This window comes from Thalassotalea montiporae, from assembly GCF_053485855.1.
Genome location: NZ_JBQRUO010000002.1, coordinates 223,012 through 239,758 on the forward strand (window position 1 = coordinate 223,012; position 16,747 = coordinate 239,758).

Genomic DNA, 16,747 nt, shown 5'->3' on the forward strand with positions numbered 1-16,747 from the left:
GGATGTTGCTCTAAATACTGAATATCGACTTGACATTCGAGAGAAATATTTCAATCAAACCAAGCATTTTTCAATAAATAAAAACTAATAAATTCAAAAAGATGAGAAATATAAACTTTTATAAACTATATAAATTTTTATGAGTACAGAAAGCCACAGGAAGGTGCTATAGATATGCATTAATAAATCAAGCCAATTTTGATAAAAGGCTAAAAAGGAGAGATTAATTCAATGCAAAAGAAACTTATTATTAGTATTAGCTCAAAGAGAATTAAAAGTGCAGCTATAGTAATTTTTCTTACTAGTCTTTCCTTAATCTCTGGGTGTGAAAACTCTACAAGCAGAATGATTGAAGAAGCGAGAATTAACGCAGATATTAGCCTCTTTATTAGCGCTCTTAAAGAAGACCTAGTTAGTAACAATCCTTCATATGTGCAAAATATTTCTACAAAAGATGTCAACCGAATGGAGCAGTTACTAAATGGTGATGAAATTGATATATCAGATGAAAAGTTAATTTCGAAATTTAGCGAAGAACTTCCTACTTCAAAGAAGATTAAGTCCTTTGAAGCTTTGATTCTAGAGTTAAAGATTAAAAATAAGAACTACAGCCAAATATCTAAGAATCTATCTGCCTTAGCAGAAGTACAGAATTTAAAAGCTCCAAGCCATATTTCTTCGTCACTAGATAAATACCAAATTGCACTACACTATCCAAAATTTGAATCGCCAAAGTTCAATTCCGCAGTTAACCAATTTAATAAAAATAGCCTATCTACTTATCAAATATCTGTTATGCAAAAACTGCTAATACAGACAATCAATTTAACGAGTTCATGCCCAGAAGCATTCACCATCCAGTGTCATAAGCTGTCAGAAGATATTGTAACCTTTTCAACTACCAATGCGGTCTTGGCACTACAAAATACATCAAGCTGGGTAAAGGAAAAAAACATTGAACTCATAAATGCTATAGAGTCAGTCCAAATTGGCAACAACACTGCGCATATAAGCAACATTGCCAATTTAGTAAATGAAAAAGTGCTAACTAAATCAGAAAAGTTCTACCTGGATTATCGAGATATTCAAAAAGTTTATATTCTGAGTTGGGTAGAAATATCTACCGCAGGTCAGCTTCAAAAGAAAGCAATAGATAAACAGAAGTTAGATATGACTTTTTTAAACCTTAAAACCTTACTTTACCCTATTGCAGACATTTATAGCTTTAGAGAGAAAAGTGAAGCGATCAAAAAAGTACTAACGGACAATTTTATCAAGGAAGTATCAAGCACATGAGAAGAGTTACCCTATTGATATTAAGCAGCCTTTTAGTTGGTTGTAATTCAACACCTATCAATCAACAGTCAATAAATTTGACAGTTTTAACTGAATACCCCAATTGCGAATATGAAGTGCTTGGTAAAGTTAAAGGTATTAGCGGGATAAGTCCGCAAGATTATCATTATAAAAAAGTACTTAGCCAAAGCGTTAGAACCAAAACTGTTCGAGGAACTAAAGAAGCAGCAGTATCCAATGTTAAGAAGTTGGCTAAGGGGCTAGGTGCAGATGCAATTGCTCTTACAAGTTTTGTATCTCAAGTTGGCGATATAAAAACTGGTCGCGGTAAAACTGTAGAAGTGCAAAAATACACAGTTACGGCTGAGGCCATTAAGCTGTGTGAAGATAGCCAATCGTTAGCGACCAATCAAGTAGAGCGAAAGCTTGTTAAATACTTAGAAGATGGTTCAAGAAATAATGCCTTAAAATTTAAGAAGACAATTAAACTTGATTTGAATTCAACTATTAGCAGAAAAAATGGTGTCAGAAAAACTATTGCTCAGATAACACCTAAAATTAATTCTTCAGGAAATATATTTGGCCTATCACTAGGCTCAACAATAGCCCAAACGAAACAGCAATTTGGTGTTCCCTCTGCTGTAGTTAATCTAAGTAACAGAATTCAAGCCCTTTACTATGGCAGAAATAATACATTCTATTTTAAAGATAGTAATTTGATTGGCTTTAGTTATGGAAAGTGGCTAATCCCTCTTCAGCACAGCAACGCTATTCCATTTCATGAACTATTCGATGAACTTAACTGGCGACTAGATGGAAAAATTGAGCTTTTTTCTACTAAGAAGGATATCGCTCAAGCTCTAGAGTTTTTTACTAAAAGTACCACTAGTAATAATTACACTAAAAAAGCAAATACAGTCACTACTTTAACTTTTGCTGATGAAATTAATACCCCGGAGCTGAGTTATATTAACGGAGTTAGCATTTTTCAGTCTGCTCATGATAGAAATACTATAGAGAGAATTATCAGTAATAAATCGATTAAAGGTATCGCTTATAATATCAACCTTGATGTTGGTTTGACACTCAAAGAAGGTGAAGCTAGCAATTCAGTAGACAGGAAACTTGGCTCACCATGGATAAAAATTAACTCAACGAGAAATAAGGAACAATGGGTTTATAAAAATGGATTAGTGCTTAACTTCTTAAATGATGGCTTATATAGAGGGAGAATTATTAGTACAACAGCAATAAGGCCAAGCTGCAAAAACTGCCTGTTTGTTGGTCAAAAAATTTCCACTATCAGTCATAAAGCCCTTAATACGCAGTTAAGCAATGATAGTCAATTTCAAATTAACCTAGATAATACTTGGTTAAATATCAATTACGAGAATGATAGAGATGCCGAAATTGAATCCATAAATTGGTCATTTTTATAACAGGGGCTCCCTTATGACTATAGTTATAAAGGCGACTTTACAGCCATACTTAAAAGAGTAGATGAACACCAGCAAAACCTTAAAAAGAAACTAGTTGGAAGTGAGTTTAATTCAAGGTTTACAACCAGTATCATAACTATCAAGAACAATTTAAGACTGAATTTCGAGGTATTTAAAAGCTGCAAGCCACACTTGCAGCTGATGACTTTTAGGCAATACTAAAACAACATAAGAACATTAAAAATGTTTAAAGCCCCGAGAATAAAAAATAGATTGCAAAATATAGAAGCTTCAATCTGTTCTAACACTTCGCTTTTAAAATAGCGAACTTACCCATTTAGAACACGGGTATCTAATCAAAAATAAACAAAGGAGTAACGCTCAGGCCAAGTCTAATCTAGTATAGATAATTATTAGATCTGTTCTGAATTTCGGCATAATTTTGACAATGTAGTAAGTTGCATTTACTTAAAATAACTTTACTTGCTTAAGTTGTTTCGTTTGCTAGTTCAGAGCGAAAATTTGAATCGATAATCATCCGTTAATGGCACAAATTCAGCATTTAGATTTGAGCAAGCCTTGTTAGTTATACCTAAAAAACCGAGTTTCGACTTAATTAATTTCCTAGAACAATGAACAATCGAAAATAAAATATTGCTTTAATATCAGTTAATTTCAAAAATCTGACTATTATGCTCTGCTACAGTTGAATAAACACAATACTCCTCATTAAAGTCCACCGATTTACAACTTTTAATATTCCTACTCATATCTTTTTTACTTATTTCAATGACCTCTTCACTATCAGATTTGAAGTACAAATACCCTTTATCAAGTCCCCAGCGAGAGTGGTTTAATGTATGGATATCAGCATACTCTAGCGTATCTTCTCCTTCAGGATTAAACTTCCACACACCGTTTTGGTGATATTTCACATAGTAAAGTTCATTCAAATAAGCTTTAGTCGTATATGCTCCAAGCACTGGTAATGAGTGCTCAGTTTGTGTGATAGTGTCAAAATAGCTAAGTTGAAAAGTATCTTGGAATTCTCTGGTAAGCACTAAGCGAGCTTGCCAAAAAGTTGGGTTAATTCCACTTAAAGATTTAACAAGCTTCAACTCATCCGTGTCGGTTAATTCATAAAGCTTAATGTTGTTGCTAGTTTGCAAGGCTAAATAGCCAGCTTCTGACGATAAAGCTAAATTGAGAAGGTATGTAGACTCTCTGAAGTTTGTAAGCTGTTTTCTCGCCTTAGTCTTCAAATCCACCTGCCACACTTGATCTTGACCGGTATGATTTGAGATGAAATAAACTTTATCCTTATCTAGTACAGATTTTTTTGAAGTTGTACCTACATAATTGGTAATACTAGATACTTCTCTCGAGTTTATGTGTTCTACATTTATGTTTGTAGACTGATTTTCCCCCTCAATAAATGCGAATCCCCCCTTTGTCGCAGTCACATTTGATAAAGGCTTTGTGAAGGGCATGAACTTTGTAGCTTGTGAATTGTTAAACTCGCTGTATTTTACAGTACTTTCTGCACTCCTATAGTAAATGCCAATATCAGTCAATCCTACTGAACTTAGTGTTAATTCAACGTTTTCTTGCCAAAGTGGCTCTGAGTAGTCACCTATTTTGTATACACTTATTTTTGTACTAAACCAATCAGGTGTGGTAAGTGTCGCGACTAAACCTTTATTCGGACTAGAAAAAACTCGATAAACACCAAAACTATTGACACTTTCTCCTAAGATTTTTTTCTTCTTACCAGACTTTATATCCAGCTGATATAAGCTTTGAGGCAAGTTTAAGTTATTTGAGTCTGTATAAAGTAAAATAGAGTCACTTAGCTTTGTTATTCCCTTACTTCTAATTGCGGGTTCACAATCAGCTACTTTCCGAAAACTAGTGACTTGACCTTCACTTACTATAGCTTTTTGAATTTGGCAAGTGTCAACATCCGACTTGAAAAAAAGTAGCTCATTATTAAACCAGGTGGGGTTATAGAATTCATACCCTTCTTCCTTAATGTCTATTTTTGACCCCGTAACGGTATTTTTAATCCTGATAATACGACCCGCATCAGAATCAATTACACCTTCAAAGGCAACTAAGTCTCCTTTGTTATTAAATGATATCGAGTATTTATCGTTCAATTCATCGTAGTGCTGTATAGCTCTTAATTGCTTTTGCGTTTCTGGCTCTTTAATCACAAACAACGCACTTACCAAGGCACTTACGGTTAGAAAAATGATTGCTGCCAAGGAATGAAAATTTTTTTTCGATTTTTTAGGAGTGCCTATTTGTGACGCTTCATCAGCTATTGGTTCAACCTTTTCGAGGACATTTGAAAACCTATAACCTTCCCTTGGCACTGTCTGTATAAATTTTTCATCAGGAGAAATAAACGCAAGTTTTTTTCGAAGTGTTGACATCACCCTAGTGAGTGAATGCTCCTGAACATAGTTGTTTGGCCATACAGCATCAAGAATAACTTCTTTCGACACGATTTCAGGATAATTATCCATGAGAAACAAAAGCAGAGTAGCCTCTAAATTATCGAGCGACACCTCTTCAGCATTTTCTGAGTTAATAACCTTATTACTAGTAGTATCAAAGGCTAGAGAGGAACCAAATTTGTAGTTTATTTGATATGTCATAGAAAAAATAAAAAAATATCTATATTTATAAGGCCTTTTATCAAGACTTATAAGCAGCGATTCCAGAAATTGCAATTACACACTAAAATTGCAAATGGTAATCAAATGCTTAAAAAAACTATCTTATCTCTTACATTTATTTTAATTGCTGGTGGTGTTGACGCTAGACAAAATAATATAACTAACAACACTAAATCAGAAACAACAACAATTGAAGCTTTATATAAAAATAGTAACTTTATCTATACTTGCCCTACATATCCTCGATGTAGAGATACTGATTAAAAAGATTGAAATACATGGGGAAATAGAAAATTCTAATTGCTAAGTTACATTGGTCAGCACATTACATATTTCTAACATGCAATCGAGTTGACCATTGTGCTACCACTAACACTATTAGCCGTTTTCGTCAACCTAACCATACAATAACTAATGACGGGTTAAATAACAGTTTCTTTTAAAAGAAATTTAAAATAACAGGCACAAAAAAACCTGCATTAAGCAGGTTTATTAGTTTTCTCTGTTTAAGAGAAAATGGTACCGGAGGCCGGACTTGAACCGGCACGCCCGCAAAGGCAACGGATTTTGAATCCTTAAAAAGTTTAATCATGTCTGTATATATACATAGATTAAACTGGATTGCTTTTCGCCCTAAAATAGACTCAAATTGATTTAATTTCATATTTATTCATACCGTTACGCACAGATATAACACAGAAACTAAAAAATAAGCCGAGATAAGGCTAACCCGGCAAATCAGTCATTGATATATGAAAAAAACTTAATTCAAGTGAAAGCTATTTTTTGATAGTCACAATTGACTCTCTTAATATCTCTTTCAGATAAGGGTACTGCTTTAGCTGCTGAGCGGAAGTATTCGCTTTTCTACATTTTGTGATTTGTACAACTTCATAGCCTATGCTTTCAGCTATTTGAGCAAAGATAATGTCCGTAGGAATAGCTACCCCTACGTAAGCACTTTGATCAACTACGATGTGCATATGGCCATTAGGAGTCAACATATTGTATCCCTGCGCAATAACTTCTTTCATATCTTCAAAATATGCTCTTAGCATATTTGGAACCAATCTTGTTCTAGAGTCCTTCTTTCCCGTAGATTTCTCTTTGATTGGTATCTTTGACCATAATTCTCGGCAAATATCTTCAACTATAGGTAAATCGGAAGATAAATCCTCTTTAAAGCTCATTCTATAGTTTCGAACTAATGACTTTCTTGCCTCTCGTAGGCCTTTAGCGGTGGTCCATTCACCAAATATTAATTCCATTTTATATGACTCAAAATAGTCAAAAGAGTTAGCATAAGGAGGAGAGAAAATAATACTCCCAATTTTTTTGCTGGTATCTAAACTAAGCATTTTAGTAGCGCTCAGTAGCTTAGCTTGTGATAGTGAGGAACTAGAAGGTTTCGAGTAATCCTCAATCATTAACTCTATTTGATTAATAAACTCTTTAAAGCAGCATTGAACTTTTGTCGGCTTAGTAGCTAAACCATTACCATCCTTTTTTCTATTTGAACATGATTCAACTACTGCTAGAAGCGCGAAAAAAAGTACTTTATTACGTTTTATCGTTCTATTTAAACCAATAGTATTTTTGAGTGCAACTAGTTCATCAATTCTCACTGAATCGAAATATTTTTTCACATCGTCATCATATTCACTATATTTGGGAGCTGATGTCTTAGCTTTTTCCACAACCTGACATGCAGTATCCTTTAACTTTATCAACTCTTCTTTAGTGAATTTAAGGCCTTTTGCTTCTGTAGATAAAACCGCAAATGGATTGACATCGAGTCCCACGGAGTGCACTCCTATTTCATTACATGCAACCATAGTAGAGCCCGAACCACACATGGGATCGAGAACAGCTTGGTCGTTTTGTATGGGGAATCTTCTCAATATTTCTTTTACCAATTCTCCCGCATATCCTTCTCTGTACCTAATCCATCTGTGAAATGGTTCTTTCTTAGATACAGATGTATTGACTAAAGGTGCGAAGAAATCAGTCTCATCAGTTCCGTGATACCTCTCTTCTAGAGCTTCAAGGTGGCTAGAAATATCGGGGTCAGTGTATGCATCATGGAGGTTATACCAAGAGTACTTCATTAGCTGTTACTCCCTGAAAACTCAAATTTACTACCAGTTTGCTTTATAGCTATGTGGTTTGTTAGGTAGTCAAGAATTCTCTTGTTGCTGAACTCCTCTCTTATATAAGATTCATCCTTGCCTTCAATAATTTGCTTAATTAGGCATAGCGTAGAATATGAGAAAAGCTCCACATAAAATTCCCCAATTGAGAACTGACACGAACGACTTTTAAAATGACTAAATGTCAACTCTAGACATTCATCAAATGAGTCACTTACTCCATCAAAATCAATCGCTTTATCGTATTTCACAAATGTGTAAATAAAGTCCCCTTGCGGTGTTCCGTCATATCTCAGGTGTGCTGTATCTCTGTATGCTTCAATCCCCTCTTGATAAAATATCCCTTCAGGTTGGATATAAAAGCCTGCGTCAATAGCAGCTTTAACAACTGAATACCACGCTCGGATATCCTTATTATTAAATGTAAAGACCATGACACCATTGGGCTTGAGTACACGATAACTATTATTAAAAACCTTATTTAAGAGTTGATAATAATCAGTAAAATCTTTTGAATATTTTTGGTGTTTAGTTTTTCTATGGACAACAGCCTCAGCTAAGAACTTTTCAGCCTCACTGCTAAACGGGCTCCTTCCTTCTAACCAAACTTGCCAAAATTTACAAAGCTCCCCGTATTGAACATTGCTACCATAAGGAGGGTCGGTTAAAACCATGTCTACTGAGTCGTTTGGAAGGGCTACTAGAGCTGAATCTTGGTTTATAACGGAATAATCAGAAGCTCCATTCAAAACATCAGTAAAATCTTTACTATAGCTTTTGCCCTTAAATCGAGAATCTCTATCTTTTAGGCCAGATTTGAATGCTTTGACTCTATTACCAAAATACTCTATTGGATTGGCTTCTATAAATTGATTTGGAGTCCAATAAGCGTGTTTTGCCCAAGCAACGGGGCGTCCATCCATCCAAGACGAAGTTGAAAAGTTCATGTTGTTGATATACCTGACTAATGAACTAAGCAAAAAAAGGAGTGTATTGTATTCATCGGACGTTATATCGTTCTTAATAGTATCTAGTTTCGAAAAATAAAGTCCACAAGCTAGCAAATTTCGTTTAGTGAATAGGTCGGTAAATTTTTTAAACCCTTTTCGATGTAAGCAATCTTCTTGCTGCCGATCCCACTCTTCTGGAATTAAATCGTCTGGAACAGATATTTCTAGATCCCGTAATATTTTTTCAAACTGACTTTCAATAATATGAAACTTATTAATATCTGAAGGTGAAGGTTCTTTATTTTCATGAGCCCCACATTCTTGACACTTATACCTCAAATTCAATATAGAACTACTGATACGAATTGCATCAACAGCTCTGAATTGATTATTACAATGGTGACAAATATAAAAACCATTCTTAGGCTTATCATTTGCTCCTTTAGCCTTTGATTCATTTTTTAAGTCTGTAGTTTGACCACAGCAAGGGCATTTGACGTTATAAGCGTGTTCAAACCATCTAACGTGAGCGTCAGATTCGCAATGTTGGCAATCTGTTGTGTAATAATTTCCAAGTTCATTGATCACAAACTCATTTAGAATACCTGCAAGCTCAATAAACCTTGAAACTTTGACTTCTAAAACTTGGCAATATTGAATAAATGATGCAATGGGGTTTACATCAGATGTAATAACTCTGCGATTCGTAGTTAACCCTTCTACCAGAGTAACCCCGCCACCACCAAATGGATCGAAGATGACAGAGTTCTCATCTGTATAATGTAATAGAAGTTCTCTAAATACATTATGAGGCCTTCTTGCAAAATACTTATGAGTTTTGTAAATGGGGGTATGACCAAGTGATTTTATCGACTGGGCATAGTAAAAATTTTGTTTCATTTATAGTTCCAGAGAATCTTGCCATACTGTTCGTCATCTAAGTGACTTTTCGACAAAGACAAAATGTTATTAATTTGCTCTTCAGCACCTTGGCTCAAAGTAATGCATTTATCTTTAAGTTCTACGATGTTGCCATAAAGTTCTAGGTGTCTGAGGATATATCTGAATTGATTCCCTTCAGTAGTTCTATCGGTCCATACGTTTCTAAACTGAAATTCATGTCCGAAGCGACTATTAAGATCTTCTAATATCGTTTGCTTATTTGCTTCATTAGTTAACTGAAGGTTTGGATACATTTTCGCAATCTCCTTAACTTTCATAACTGCACTTTGAAGATCTGGTCTATTCTCATTATTAAAATTTAACCCCATTAAGCTATAGACAAACTGGATATGATTGAGGCTCCCTACCTCAAGTAATAACTCCAGCGCGAAGCGATAAGGATAAAGCTCTAATTCTTTCTTTTTCTCTTTGTACAAAGGCATTTGGTGTCTAAATACATCATCTAATCCAACTTCACCTGATTTATATAATTCTCCAAGCTCAGTTAATTTGTATGTTTTAGGCTCAAACTCTTTTATTAAACCAATGCGACGGCAATGTGATACATTATTGTTGTTAACCTTTATTTCTGTACCTTTGAAGGGCACATTAGGGAGCATCAAGTCAATAGTAGGTACGACTAAACTCTTTTCACAAGAATCATAACCGTAATCAATCATAGTTTTGAAAACCCGAGGAGCAGCGCTTTTTCTCTCTTTTTTTCCAAGTTTACTTCCGAGCCCTGTAGTGCCATATGGATCTTTATTAACATCAGCGATTGTTAAGTTCAGCGCATCCTCAAATTTTTCTTTATCTATACTCTTCGGAAGAATTAACTGCATCTTTAACTTAGAACCTTTACTGTCCGAAGTAGATCTTCCTCTAACTGCTTGAGAGTTTATAGAATCTATCCATTCTGCGAGCTCATGATCTTGGTCTCGTAAGGCTTGAATTAGATTATATAGAGCTTCAAAACCTCTGCCTGATAATAATTCTTCAGAAGCTTCATCTAGCAAAACAGGGATAATAATGTAAGAAGTTCTATTTTTTTCACCGAAGGGTTGTCTAAGCGCTCGACCAACAGCCTGAATTATATCAATCATTGACCCTTTTGGGTCTGAGAAGAAGACTGCGTCGATTAGCGGGATGTCGACACCTTCAGTTAGACAACGAACATTTGAAATAAGTCCAAAGTCAGCATTTTCGAAATCTCGTATTATTTCAGCCCTATCTTGAGCAGACATTGCGCCGTTAAGGTGGGAAATAAAATTAACAGTCTCACCATTATCAAGCTCAGGAACCATCTTTTCTGAGAACTCCTTTGCTTCTTTAATCTTTGAATGAAAAGAAATTGCTTTCGAAATTCCAAGTTCTTGCACAACTTTTTTAAACACAATTCGTTTGTATAAGCTTTGTGCTGACTCAGTACTTTCATCTTTATCAAGTTCATCTGATACATAAAGGTTACGTTTTATAGTTTCACTTAACTCGTCTGACGATAAACCTGCAAAAATAATTTTGTAATCAGAAATAATATTTCTTTCTATAGCTTGTCCAAAACTTAACCGATGAAATGTTTCACCATACTTATCTTCATCATCCATAGAGAAAGCTTCTAGACCACTTTTTCCTGCATTTTTAGCTAGTGAAGGTCTTAATAACCTCTCAGTAGCTGTCAAAAACAACTTTAATTTTGCTGGGATTACTGAATCAAGAACTGAACTGGTAAATTGGGAGGATTCACCAACCCCAGCAGTCCTATGCGCTTCATCATATATAGCCAAGTCAAATTTCCAGTCATCAAGCTTTTTAATAGCTTCTTTAATAATTTGAGAGGATTGATATGTAGCAAATACAAATGTATTTTTATTTTCGCTATGACCCTTCAAGAAATTTGATAACTGAGTTGGGCATGTAGTAACGGGAATATCAATCTGATCATTTGAAATATTGTTATGGTCAATATCAGAATCAACCGTGTTATCACTGCACACACACATATATGTAAAGTTTTTCGAAGATTGCAAAGACCACTCTTCTATTGTTTGCCTTACCAATTGTAAGCTAGGAGCTAAAAAGACTACTTTTTTACAATTTAACTGCTCTTGTATCCAAAGTGCTACAAGTGTCTTACCAATACCACATGCAGCTATTACTTTACCTTTAGTACTTTTCTCAAACCCTTGTTTTACATCTTCAATAATATCTTCTTGATATATTCTCGGATGCTTCTTTTTAATTTTTACCTTTTTTTCTTCAAGAGTGAAAAAATCTGTCATACTATCGAAAAAGTTACATTTACGATGTAAGTGTTCAAAGTGATCCACTAAAACAGCTTTATGACCTGACTTTTTATGGGCAACAGGAGGTAATTTATTTACATTTGAAATAACTAACCTGTAATCTGCATACTCTGCTTCTGCCCAAAAAGTTGATAGCTCTGCAAAAGTTAGAGGTTTTCGTTTGGATCTGAATTTTGCTTGCCAAGCAATGTACTCACCAGAGTTGTTTACGATTACCCCATCGACACCATGATCTTTTTTTTCAAGCTTCAGACGCTCCAGTACACTTTTAGGAAAAGGTTTCTTGTCTACAATAGGGCAATATATTTCTTTAATGTCATACAAACTGGAGAAATAACTAAAATAAAAATATGAGAAGTACTCAAACAAATCTCCTTTTTCATTATTTGATTCAATTTTTTCAAGGTTCGATTCTACTTCTTTCCAATTCGACTTGAGTATTTGAGATAATTCCATATTAATTTCCGTTATTGTTGCTTTGATATCCAGGGGCTAGTTCCATGCTTTTGAAACCAGTAACGTCTTTTCTATTAGCCAAAAAAAGCTGACATTTAAAAGGGTCTAAAGAACCACTTTTACTACAGTCAACTTTCAATCGTTCAAGGATATAACCTGCAAGAGCCGCTTTTGTATTTAATTTCAAGTAGCCTCCCTCCATGTTAAAATCTTGAATTACAGCATCTTTATGTTTGAGTTTTGGGTGTGGGACCACTTTTAATGTGACCTCTGTATTCCACTCAAGATCACTCATTACACTCTCTCTGATAGAAGAAGTGATTGGGGCGGTAGTTAGATTACTAAGTCTATTGCAGACAAAGTCCCTAAACTCATTTGTTTTCCTATCAAAAGCTCTTACGTGCCACCTCAATCCATTGAATGCAAGAGAGTGAGGATAAAGTACTCGCTTAGAGTGACCTGAAGATATTGAAACGTAGTCGCAAGTAATCTGATATTTACGATAGATCGCTAATGTAATCGAAGCTAAAGTTTCAATTGGAGGGGTTGGCTGACGGACTACATCAAGTAAGTTTTCATCGATATGATTCAAATCCGTGTTACTAAGGTTATGAACCTGAGTAAGCTTTGTTAATGCTTCAATTGGTTCATGGTCAAACAGAGGAATAAAATTTTCGGTAGCGTGATAACGTTTTGTCTGATGTACCAAAATCAGGTTGTTCGGCGCAAGTGATTTATAAGCTGCTATATCCCGCGTACATGCTGCGGATTTAATATTAAAAAAATTTGCGAGATCAGAACGAGAAACTTCACCTAAAAAGAATAAGCACAAATCTATGAAAGCTAAGCGCTCTCTTTGAGCATAAGTGAAGTTCTTTAATTTTTCTTCCAACATTTACATTCCCATATATTTGAAATGATATGGTACTGTATAAATGGACAAATGTCATCAAAATGATGTAATCATTTTGATGACAAGGATCTAAAGATTACTAGCAAATAAATTTATGTATTAGTAACGTCCAAACGTCCTAAATGCCCACTAAGAACTGCGGATCACTTGGGTCTGGAAACGAATGCGGTAACTCATCACTATCTAATTTATACTTCTGATCCAGCATAGTTTTTACAAATTCGGTGTTAATATACGTATTAGCATCTTTCTCAGCTATAGCTCTAGTTCTTATTACATCGCTTTTTAAGCCATCTTTAATTTTTTCTAGCTGAACCTCTTTTTTGTTATTAACGGGTCTCATTGCTTTAATTGTTTCAGCCCAAATTTCTGGTAGTAATAAAGTCGGTGTTGAGTACTTTTCTAACCTAAAGTCTTCATGAATCAATGGAATATTTAAGGTTATAGCCACCCCAGAGCTATGTGTAAGAAGGTAGCTAAGCGTTCTTCTCATCCCTGCTAGATCATTTTCTGTTGCTATCATACCCGTATTGCTTCCGAGCTTAAGGCTTAATATTGATTGAAGATTTCTACTCTCAGTAGAAACTAAACGTGGTATTAAGTCTGAAAAGTCATTGGCAATTTTCTTCTCAGCATTTTTCATTAACGAAACTAGCTGTTCTTTATAGGGAGTAGTAACAGTGAAGCCTGCTAACTTTTCTTCATCATATTTTTCAGGTAAATATTCAAACGAAGGAGCACTGTGTAACTTTTCAGAGTAAACAAGTCCAAGCTGGGTAATAATCGCTTTAATAGCAGGGTCATTTAATTCAAAAAGTTGAAACAACTGAAAGATAGTTAGCTTACCTATAGTTGACTTTAATAAATTAGTCGTATGCTCTTTGCTTACTGAGTAGTAATCCCACCCTAGCTTATCAAGGTCAGATATGGGTAACAAAAATGTGATTGGAATAGCACTATTATTATGGTCCCACACAGGCATGATTTTATTAATCGTTGAGACTAGTTCTTTTTCGCTTCCCGTGTACGTATAAGCACTATAGTTCTTACCAAATGGCTCCTCATTACTTGGGTTTTCAACATCTAAATTTGATGCTATTTCCCAATTATGTCGGATTGACGTACTGTTAGTTTTAGAGTCTAATTTTTCAGCTATTCTAAGCAAAAAGTCAGGCTCAATATAGTATGCCTCACCGTCAGTTTTGTTACTCTTGAAGAAACTCTTTACTTCCTTAACTCTAATTGCGTTTAAAAGTTGCTCTTTACTAGGTGCATTATCAGGCAATAGCGGACTACTAAGGCGGATTCCCAATAACTTCATACTCCAGTGAATTAACTCAATTGGAGTTGTTTCTTTCTGAAGTAATAGCTCATGGTCACGTATGGTTTCTAGGTTATGTAACATTCTGGAAAATCTCCCTTGCACAGAATTAACAACATACAACAGCTAGCTTGTATCTTTTCTAGTCAACTACCGGAGAAGTTATGACAAAGATTATGCAGTTAACTAAAAAGGCAATTGAATCTATTGAAATAGGTGAACAAAAGCAAGTCGAAATACGAGATCTTAGCGAGCCTGTACTTCGGGTAATTGCCTATGCAAACACCAAAAGTTTTGTTGCTAGAGTGTGTTGGAAAAATCAGCGCTACTATGAAACGCTGGGCACATATCCATACCTATCAATCCCGAAGGCTAGGCTATTAGCCGCTCAGTTCAAATTTGATATACAAACGAACAATTACCGAAAAAAAGATAATCTTACTCTGCGACAGTTTATTAATGAACACTATAAAAATTGGGTCGTTACAGAAAATAAAACGGGTAGAGAATATTTAAGGCGGCTCGAAAATATCATTTTGCCTGCTTTAGGTAATAAGCAAGTTGGACATATTGGACGTTTGGACATTTCTAGTTTCCTAGAAAAAAGATCAATGACAGTCAAACCAGCTACAGTGAATCGCGATCAGTCCCTGTTGAGCAGTGTTTTTTCCTTAGCGGTCGAGTTGGGCTTTATTTATGAAAGTGACCACCCAGTTAAGGGGTTAAAAAAGCGTGCAGAGAACAACGTTAACAAAAAGAACTTACCCTCTGACGAGCAAGTTAAGTCACTCATGAATATCTGCAAAAACAATCAAGGCGAACATTTAGGCTATAGCTTAGTCTTGCTTTTAATATACACAGGCTTAAGAGTTTCTGAAGCACTCGCTCTAAAGAAAAGTGACATTGCTAAGGACTTATCGAGCTTCTGGGTTAGATACAATAAGTCTGATAGACCAATCCAACTGCCAATCAATAGTGAAGCTAAGAAAGTGTTTGAGTATTTAATAAATTCAACGTGGAATGATTACTTGTTTCCATCGCCTGTTCAACCGAATAGTGCAATGGTTGCGCCGAGAGCCTTGCTCAAAAACATGGCTATAAAAGCTGGTATCTCAGAGTTTGGATATCATTACTGTAGAGCCATTTTCTGCTCAATAGTAGCTAAACAAAATGTACACATCGCATCTAAATTACTGAATCACAGCGACTTAAAAGTAACTAGTCGTTATATCTATCACAGCGACGATGTAATGAAATCAGCGTCTGAGTTGGTAGTAGAACACTTTAAATAGATACTATTAAGGTAAGTAAATTTGGTGGCAAAACTGAATTTACTTACCACTTATATCACTCAACGCTTCCCTCCTGAAAACCTCCTTTCTAACCGCTTCAATTTCAATTTTCACTAATCTCTCCTACCGAGGTTTAGATGAACTGTTATCCCAGTTTCACCTTAGAAAATATAACAATCCCGAAAACCTCATTTGCTCAGATTGGTAATTAGCCGATCCGTAAGATTCAAACTACAGACACAAAATGAAACGAGGAGTTAATGAGCAACACTAAATTTTTTACCAAGAAAGAGCTAGCGGAATACTTTCGAGTTTCTGCGTCATGGGTAGATAAGGCAATGATTTATGAACCAGAAAAACTACCAGCTTTTATTCGAGTTGGAAGGCTTGTCCGCTTCCCTATTGAAGAAGTTATTAAATTTGAACAACAACAACTTACAAACGTAAATTAGGAGATAGATATGTCTATTGAAAACACAGAAGTAAACTTAGAAATTTTTGGAACAGCTGGTCTTATTGACCTTCCTGAAACGCAATCAGAAGGCTTACGCATTAGTTCATTTCCAAAGGATGTATTCACTGTTTGTGATGACGAATCATTAGTTTTTACAACGCATACTGTTGCAGATAAAGATGGTAATCAGTACATAGTAGCTAAAGATATTGCAGATAAATTAAGTGGTGATGCCAAAGCTCGTCAGTTATATCTTGCGATGATGCGTACAGGAGAAACGTTTGTTCTGTCTGTACCAGCTCCAACGCCAGCAAATAGAAAAAACTCGTGGGTGCGCTCTGCCCATGACGCTGTCCAAAAAGGTATGAAAAACTACATCAGAGTATCTCGCTTTGATGAGGCATACCGAACTATTGAAAGTCAGAAGCCATTTAAGCAACCAGAGTGGCCAGATATTTCATTAGAAGAGATGATTGAGCAAGCATTTGATGATCGATTCATAACAGATTCGGAACACCCTGTTATGAAAGAGCTAATCGGTTTTTAA

At 35.3% G+C, this 16,747-nt stretch carries 11 protein-coding genes; 5 read left to right on the forward strand and 6 right to left on the reverse strand.

Annotation, left to right across the window (positions count from 1 at the left end):
- The first annotated feature begins 231 nt into the window (after window positions 1–231).
- Together ACSLUR_RS07585 and ACSLUR_RS07590 are read left to right on the forward strand one after the other, a co-directional pair.
- Window positions 232–1,296 (forward strand): hypothetical protein, encoded by a 1,065-nt coding sequence (locus tag ACSLUR_RS07585; RefSeq protein ID WP_448553298.1) that lies wholly within the window; start codon window positions 232–234, stop codon window positions 1,294–1,296.
- Window positions 1,293–2,735, forward strand: a complete 1,443-nt coding sequence (locus tag ACSLUR_RS07590; RefSeq protein WP_448553300.1) for a hypothetical protein — start codon at window positions 1,293–1,295, stop codon at window positions 2,733–2,735. The genes ACSLUR_RS07585 and ACSLUR_RS07590 overlap by 4 nt, the downstream gene beginning before the upstream one ends.
- A gap of 665 nt (window positions 2,736–3,400) precedes the next feature.
- Here ACSLUR_RS07590 and ACSLUR_RS07595 read toward each other — a convergent pair.
- From ACSLUR_RS07595 to ACSLUR_RS07620, 6 genes are all read right to left on the reverse strand, one after another.
- Window positions 3,401–5,473: a winged helix-turn-helix domain-containing protein gene (locus ACSLUR_RS07595; protein WP_448553302.1), complete on the reverse strand. Its 2,073-nt coding sequence runs from the start codon at window positions 5,471–5,473 to the stop codon at window positions 3,401–3,403.
- Between the two features lie 725 nt (window positions 5,474–6,198).
- Entirely contained in the window at window positions 6,199–7,527 is a 1,329-nt protein-coding gene (locus ACSLUR_RS07600) for a TRM11 family methyltransferase (protein ID WP_448553304.1), read from the reverse strand.
- Window positions 7,527–9,419, reverse strand: a complete 1,893-nt coding sequence (locus ACSLUR_RS07605; protein ID WP_448553306.1) for a DNA methyltransferase — start codon at window positions 9,417–9,419, stop codon at window positions 7,527–7,529. The genes ACSLUR_RS07600 and ACSLUR_RS07605 overlap by 1 nt, the downstream gene beginning before the upstream one ends.
- Window positions 9,416–12,220, reverse strand: coding sequence for a DEAD/DEAH box helicase family protein (locus ACSLUR_RS07610; RefSeq protein ID WP_448553308.1), 2,805 nt, complete (start codon window positions 12,218–12,220; stop codon window positions 9,416–9,418). The genes ACSLUR_RS07605 and ACSLUR_RS07610 overlap by 4 nt, the downstream gene beginning before the upstream one ends.
- 1 nt (window position 12,221) lies before the next feature.
- Complete coding sequence (locus tag ACSLUR_RS07615) at window positions 12,222–13,115, reverse strand: helix-turn-helix transcriptional regulator (protein ID WP_448553310.1); 894 nt, start codon at window positions 13,113–13,115, stop codon at window positions 12,222–12,224.
- Window positions 13,116–13,251: 136 nt separating this feature from the next.
- Entirely contained in the window at window positions 13,252–14,538 is a 1,287-nt protein-coding gene (locus tag ACSLUR_RS07620) for a hypothetical protein (RefSeq protein WP_448553312.1), read from the reverse strand.
- A gap of 80 nt (window positions 14,539–14,618) precedes the next feature.
- On the opposite strand from ACSLUR_RS07620, the gene ACSLUR_RS07625 reads away from it, so the two are divergent.
- The 3 genes from ACSLUR_RS07625 (at window position 14,619) to ACSLUR_RS07635 (ending at window position 16,747) form a co-directional block, all read left to right on the forward strand.
- Window positions 14,619–15,746 carry a site-specific integrase gene (locus tag ACSLUR_RS07625; RefSeq protein ID WP_448553314.1) on the forward strand — a complete coding sequence of 376 codons (1,128 nt, stop codon included), beginning with the start codon at window positions 14,619–14,621 and terminating at the stop codon, window positions 15,744–15,746.
- 260 nt (window positions 15,747–16,006) lie between these two features.
- A complete protein-coding gene (locus ACSLUR_RS07630) occupies window positions 16,007–16,198 on the forward strand; it encodes a helix-turn-helix transcriptional regulator (RefSeq protein WP_237131752.1) in 192 nt (63 codons plus the stop codon).
- 9 nt (window positions 16,199–16,207) lie between these two features.
- On the forward strand, window positions 16,208–16,747 hold the full coding sequence (locus tag ACSLUR_RS07635; RefSeq protein ID WP_448553316.1) for a hypothetical protein: 540 nt from the start codon (window positions 16,208–16,210) through the stop codon (window positions 16,745–16,747).

Excerpts from the sequence above, each read along its gene's own strand:
- ACSLUR_RS07585 (WP_448553298.1), top strand. The coding sequence starts at position 232 with ATGCAAAAGAAACTTATTATTAGTATTAGCTCAAAGAGAATTAAAAGT.
- ACSLUR_RS07590 (WP_448553300.1), top strand. The coding sequence starts at position 1,293 with ATGAGAAGAGTTACCCTATTGATATTAAGCAGCCTTTTAGTTGGTTGT.
- ACSLUR_RS07600 (WP_448553304.1), bottom strand. The coding sequence starts at position 7,527 with ATGAAGTACTCTTGGTATAACCTCCATGATGCATACACTGACCCCGAT.
- ACSLUR_RS07605 (WP_448553306.1), bottom strand. The coding sequence starts at position 9,419 with ATGAAACAAAATTTTTACTATGCCCAGTCGATAAAATCACTTGGTCAT.
- ACSLUR_RS07610 (WP_448553308.1), bottom strand. The coding sequence starts at position 12,220 with ATGGAATTATCTCAAATACTCAAGTCGAATTGGAAAGAAGTAGAATCG.
- ACSLUR_RS07615 (WP_448553310.1), bottom strand. The coding sequence starts at position 13,115 with ATGTTGGAAGAAAAATTAAAGAACTTCACTTATGCTCAAAGAGAGCGC.
- ACSLUR_RS07620 (WP_448553312.1), bottom strand. The coding sequence starts at position 14,538 with ATGTTACATAACCTAGAAACCATACGTGACCATGAGCTATTACTTCAG.
- ACSLUR_RS07625 (WP_448553314.1), top strand. The coding sequence starts at position 14,619 with ATGACAAAGATTATGCAGTTAACTAAAAAGGCAATTGAATCTATTGAA.
- ACSLUR_RS07630 (WP_237131752.1), top strand. The coding sequence starts at position 16,007 with ATGAGCAACACTAAATTTTTTACCAAGAAAGAGCTAGCGGAATACTTT.
- ACSLUR_RS07635 (WP_448553316.1), top strand. The coding sequence starts at position 16,208 with ATGTCTATTGAAAACACAGAAGTAAACTTAGAAATTTTTGGAACAGCT.